The 6,040-nt window shown below is 65.0% G+C and carries 2 protein-coding genes; both read left to right on the forward strand.

The window, feature by feature from the left end; genetic code table 11:
• The first annotated feature begins 25 nt into the window (after window positions 1-25).
• The gene (locus I55_RS09405) at window positions 26-1,279 is read left to right on the forward strand and encodes a replication initiation protein (protein WP_044560268.1); all 1,254 of its coding nucleotides are present in this window, start codon (window positions 26-28) and stop codon (window positions 1,277-1,279) included.
• Between the two features lie 1,270 nt (window positions 1,280-2,549).
• Window positions 2,550-6,040, forward strand: a 3,491-nt coding sequence (locus I55_RS09410) for a hypothetical protein (RefSeq protein ID WP_044560273.1), incomplete at its 3' end; no start/stop codon positions are given.

Below are 6,040 nucleotides of genomic sequence, written 5' to 3' on the forward strand. Positions count from 1 at the left end.
CTTTCGCCTGGACACGGATCCCACCGTGCCCAAGCCGCGTGGCACTATTGAGATCATCGAGACCGGTGGCGGGCTCACTCTGTCCGACAAGAAGCTGTTCAACGTCATCCTGGCGCACAGCTGGGACAAGCTGGCCGACGCCACGGCGACCTTGCCGCCCTTCCGCGCCGCTACCGCCGATCTGAAACGCGCCATCGGCGAGGAGACGGAGCACAGCAACGCCCGTCTGAAAAGCTGTTTCGACCGCCTGATGTCCGTGCGGGTGGAGTTCCCCTACCTCAGCGCCGACGGGGAATTGAAGGAAGGCGGCGCCCCGTTGCTCAGTTTCCGCGCCTTGCCCAAGGGCAAGGGATATGCCGAGTGGTCCTTTCCGGCGGAACTGCGCCCAGCCTTGGCCGAGCCTTCGGCCTGGGCGCGCATCCATCTGGCGGTGTGCACCAGCTTCAGCTCCAAATACGCCTTGGCCCTTTATGAATTGCTGAGCGTGCGGGTCAACCTGCGCGAACCGGATTGGGAGGTGGATATCGACACCTTCCGCCAGTTGCTCAGCGTCAAGAACACCTCGGCCAACAAGAACTTCGGCATCCTGCAGCGCGAGGTGTTGGAGCGCGCGGTGCGTGAGGTCAATGAGCTGTCGGCCATCGAGTGCAGCTACACGCCCATCCGCTCCCCGTCGCGCGGCCGGCCGGTGGTGGCCCTGCGTTTCACCATCCGCAAGAAGGAACGGGCCGCCCTGACCTCCGCGGCGCGGGCCACGGAGTTCGCCATCGACCCCGTTGGGCCGGTGGGAAAGGGCGGTTTCGCCGCCGGTGCCCGTGACGCGGACACGGTGGATCTGGAGGATGGGAAGACCGACCGCGACCGTCCGGTATCCGTCTTGGGGCTGAAGCGACGGGTCAGCGATACGGCGCTGGAACAGCTGCGCGCGGAATATCCCGCCATCGACATCGATATGGCGCTGGACCGCTGGGCGGACTGGGCATCCGGGCAAACAGGCAAGATCCGCAATGCCGATCTGGCTTTCGCCGGCTTCGTGCGCAAGCTGGCGGGGGAGGCGGCACCCGTCGCCGTGGCCGCCCCGGCGACGGCCTTGCCGGCCCGTTCCGGCCACCAGGCGTTGATCGACCGTTTGGCTGTCGAGCCGCTGGACGTGCGCACCCGTCTGTACAGGCGGGCGCGGGAGTTGGGGGCGCCGGAAGTGCGGGCCGCCGCCGCCGCCAGCAACATCCATAAATGGGTGGAATGGGTGGCGGAAGAGGTCGCCGCCGCCATTCACTGATCCCCCGATCCTGGATTTCCCGGGCCCTGGTCGTCGTCCCCCCACCGGTTCTGACGTCAGAACCGGTGGGCAGTGTTTCCCATCAAATGAAATCGCCCATTCCTTGGAATGGAATGGGGCGCTATGAAAGCTAAACGGCTGTTCACTTGCGTGTGAACGGTGCGCTTCCGAGTTGCCTATTGGCTGGCGCGCAAATCGGACAAAGCCAAGCTGGGCGGTGCGCCCTGTCCCGGGCCTAGCCTTCGGTGGGCTAAGCAGGTTTCTCCAGGCCGGGCCACACACGGCCCGGCCTGGAGAAACCTGCAGACTCTATAAGTTCAGCAGATTTCCGAGCCCGCCCATGTGTGGGCGGAGTTCGGAAAGTCTGCTTAGGGGGATGTTTATGACGTCGTCATTGGGAGATATCGCTGGCATCGTCCTGATTCGGTGGCGCGGGCCTGGGCCGTTCCCCCGCTTGGTCCTATTACGGTGGTAGGGCCAGGCTAGTCCCCGCGAAGGGGGAGGCCAGACGACTCGGCCGTATCGCCATCGCCTGAGCCAACCCCAACGGCGCGCGGAATTATACCGGTACGCTGCTGTCCGGCAGATGGGCGGGGAAGCAGGTATTGGCATTGAATTGATCTTGTGAGGTCTTGGCCAATCTCCAGAGCTTTTTCTTCAAAGCGGTTACTCTGAGTTGATTGGCTACAGCCGTAGTGCTTTGCTGGGGGTGCCACGGGTCCGATTCAATTGTCTGCCCCAGCTTGGCGAGCCAGTGCCTCTTTTCAGGATTGAGACTGGGCTGCCATGTTGCCGGCCGCCGATACAGAGTCGTCGTGGTCTGGATCACGGCCTTTTTAAAGGAACGCTAAGGAACAAAACCGGTCCATGTACCGCCGGGACTCTATTCTGTTTGTCTCATACTAGTGAGACCACCCCTTCGGTCACATCCTGTTAACGCTTTCGGGTAAGAAAATTCCGGGGCTTCATTAGCCTTCCGGCGAAAATACGCCTTGAAGTTGCCCCCGCATCTTATTATCGTGGCCGCAAGGTTACCCATGTGCCCGAAGTGCGTTTATGCTTTGGTGATAGATGGAACCCCGGTGACAAAAGTCCACAAGGGATGTCACCAGGATGCGTCAGGGCCTTGCCAGCGTCGCCATTAGGGAGCGCAGTGCGGGGATTTTATTATTACATATCAACCACATGGCTTGTGGTTGCGCCCAAAAAATGGGTGTTGTGCAGCGCCGTCCATGAGGCACCTCAAATGAGGTGCGATCGGAGGTTGTAAATGGTTTCGCCTATTACCTATCTGGGGCCGTCTCAGATTGCCGCGCTTTCGACGGCGAACATCCAGGCCCTCAGCACGCAAGACGTTGCTGCGCTAACCACCGCCCAGATTCAGGCTCTGACGACCACCCAGGTGGCGGCCTTCCAGGCCAGCCAGATGGTCTTCAGCGTCCAGCAGCTGCAGGCATTCAGCGACAGCGACATCTCTGTGCTGACGACGGACGATTTTGAAGCGCTGAAATCGAATCAGATCCAGGCGCTCTCGTCCAGCCAGCTACAGGCGATCACCACCGACCAGCTCGCCGCCCTTACCACGTCGGACGTCCAGGAATTCAGCAAGACCCAGGTCGGTTACCTGACGACCGATCAGCTGAACGCCCTCAACACCGCCGACGTGCGCGCCCTCACGACCGCGCAGCTGTCCGGCTTGAGCTCGTCGCAACTTTCCGGCATCAGCAGCGACAACCTGTCGGCCCTCAGCGGCGTGCAGGTCCAGGCGCTTTCCATCATTCAATTGCAGGGCGTGACGGCCAGCCAGCTGAACACCCTCGCCACCTCTGACATCGCCGAATTCAGCGCCACCCAGGTTGGCGGCTTGAACACGGCGCAGATTTCCGGCCTGAGCAGCGACAACCTGTCGGCATTGAACAGCGCCCAGGTGGCCAGGCTGTCTAGCAGCCAGGTGCAGTCGCTGACGACCGATCAGCTGAACAGCCTGAGCACGGCGGATGTCCAGGAGTTCAGTGCGACCCAGGTCAGCCAGCTGACCACGGCACAGGTCTCCAACCTCAGCAGCACCAATATTGGCGCGCTGACCACCGCCCAGGTGGCCGGCCTGACGACGTCTCAGGTGCAATCGCTGACGACTGATCAGCTGAACGCGTTGAGCACGGCGGACGCCCGGGCGCTGACGGCGGCCCAGGTGTCGGCGCTGACGACAAGCCAGGTCGCGGCCCTGAGCAGCGACAACCTGTCGGCGCTGTCGAGCACGCAGGTGGCCCGGCTGTCCAGCAGCCAGCTGCAGGCGCTGACCAGTGATCAGCTGAACAGCCTGAGCACGTCGGACATCCGTGAGTTCAGCTCGGCGCAGGTGGCGCAGCTGAGCACGGCGCAGGTGTCGACGCTGACGAGCACGCAGCTGAATGCCTTGAGCGCGACGCAGGTGGCGGGTCTGACGACCAGCCAGGTGTCGACGCTGACGACGGACCAGGTGTCGACCCTGGCGACGAGCCAGGTGACGAGCCTGTCGGCGACGCAGGTGAAGGCGCTGAGCACGGATCAGCTGGGCGCGCTGGCCACGGCGACGGTGCAGAAGCTGACGACGGCGCAGGTGAACGCGCTGACGACGTCGCAGGTGTCGGGGCTGACGAGTGACAACCTGTCGGCGCTGAGCAGCACGCAGGTGAACGCGCTGTCCAGCGGCCAGGTGCGGTCGCTGACGAGCACGCAGCTGAACGCGCTGTCGACGTCCGACATCCGTGAGTTCACGGCGGCGCAGATCGGCCAGCTGACGACGGCGCAGGTGTCGACGCTGGGTAGCGACAACCTGTCGGCCTTGAGCAGCAGCCAGGTCGCCGGCCTGTCGAGCGGCCAGGTGCAGTCGCTGACGTCCGATCAGCTGAGCACGCTGACGACGGCGGACATCCGCGAGTTCAGCGCGGCGCAGATCGGTCAGCTGACGACGGCACAGGTGTCGACGCTGAGCAGCGACAACCTGTCGGCGCTGAGCAGCAGCCAGACGGCGGGCCTGTCCAGCGCGCAGGTGCGGTCGCTGACGACCGATCAGCTGAACAACCTGAGCACGGCGGACGTGCAGGAGTTCACGTCGGCGCAGATCAGCCAGCTGACGACGGCGCAGGTCGCGAACCTGAGCAGCACGAACGTCGGTGCCCTGACCACCGCCCAGGTGGCCAGCCTGACGACGGCCGAGGTGCAGGCGCTGAACTCGGATCAGCTGAACGCGCTGAGCACGGCGGACACCCGGGCGCTGACGGCGGCGCAGGTGTCGGCGCTGACGACGGCGCAGGTGTCGACGCTGAGCAGCGACAACCTGTCGGCGCTGTCGAGCACGCAGGTGGCCCGGCTGTCCAGCAGCCAGCTGCAGGCGCTGACCAGCGATCAGCTGAACAGCCTGAGCACGTCGGACATCCGTGAGTTCAGCTCGGCGCAGGTGGCGCAGCTGAGCACGGCGCAGGTGTCGACGCTGACGAGCACGCAGCTGAATGCCTTGAGCGCGACGCAGGTGGCGGGTCTGACGACCAGCCAGGTGTCGACGCTGACGACGGACCAGGTGTCGACCCTGGCGACGAGCCAGGTGACGAGCCTGTCGGCGACGCAGGTGAAGGCGCTGAGCACGGATCAGCTGGGCGCGCTGGCCACGGCGACGGTGCAGAAGCTGACGACGGCGCAGGTGAACGCGCTGACGACGTCGCAGGTGTCGGGGCTGACGAGTGACAACCTGTCGGCGCTGAGCAGCACGCAGGTGAACGCGCTGTCCAGCGGCCAGGTGCGGTCGCTGACGAGCACGCAGCTGAACGCGCTGTCGACGTCCGACATCCGTGAGTTCACGGCGGCGCAGATCGGCCAGCTGACGACGGCGCAGGTGTCGACGCTGGGTAGCGACAACCTGTCGGCCTTGAGCAGCAGCCAGGTCGCCGGCCTGTCGAGCGGCCAGGTGCAGTCGCTGACGTCCGATCAGCTGAGCACGCTGACGACGGCGGACATCCGCGAGTTCAGCGCGGCGCAGATCGGTCAGCTGACGACGGCGCAGGTGTCGACGCTGAGCAGCGACAACCTGTCGGCGCTGAGCAGCAGCCAGACGGCGGGCCTGTCCAGCGCGCAGGTGCGGTCGCTGACGACCGATCAGCTGAACAACCTGAGCACGGCGGACGTGCAGGAGTTCACGTCGGCGCAGATCAGCCAGCTGACGACGGCGCAGGTCGCGAACCTGAGCAGCACGAACGTCGGTGCCCTGACCACCGCCCAGGTGGCCAGCCTGACGACGGCCGAGGTGCAGGCGCTGAACTCGGATCAGCTGAACGCGCTGAGCACGGCGGACACCCGGGCGCTGACGGCGGCGCAGGTGTCGGCGCTGACGACGGCGCAGGTGTCGACGCTGAGCAGCGACAACCTGTCGGCGCTGTCGAGCACGCAGGTGGCCCGGCTGTCCAGCAGCCAGCTGCAGGCGCTGACCAGCGATCAGCTGAACAGCCTGAGCACGTCGGACATCCGTGAGTTCAGCTCGGCGCAGGTGGCGCAGCTGAGCACGGCGCAGGTGTCGACGCTGACGAGCACGCAGCTGAATGCCTTGAGCGCGACACAGGTGGCGGGTCTGACGACCAGCCAGGTGTCGACGCTGACGACGGACCAGGTGTCGACCCTGGCGACGAGCCAGGTGACGAGCCTGTCGGCGACGCAGGTGAAGGCGCTGAGCACGGATCAGCTGGGCGCGCTGGTCACGGCGACGGTGCAGAAGCTGACGACGGCGCAGGT

The organism is Azospirillum sp. B4 (assembly GCF_000333275.1).
Lineage (GTDB): Bacteria > Pseudomonadota > Alphaproteobacteria > Azospirillales > Azospirillaceae > Nitrospirillum.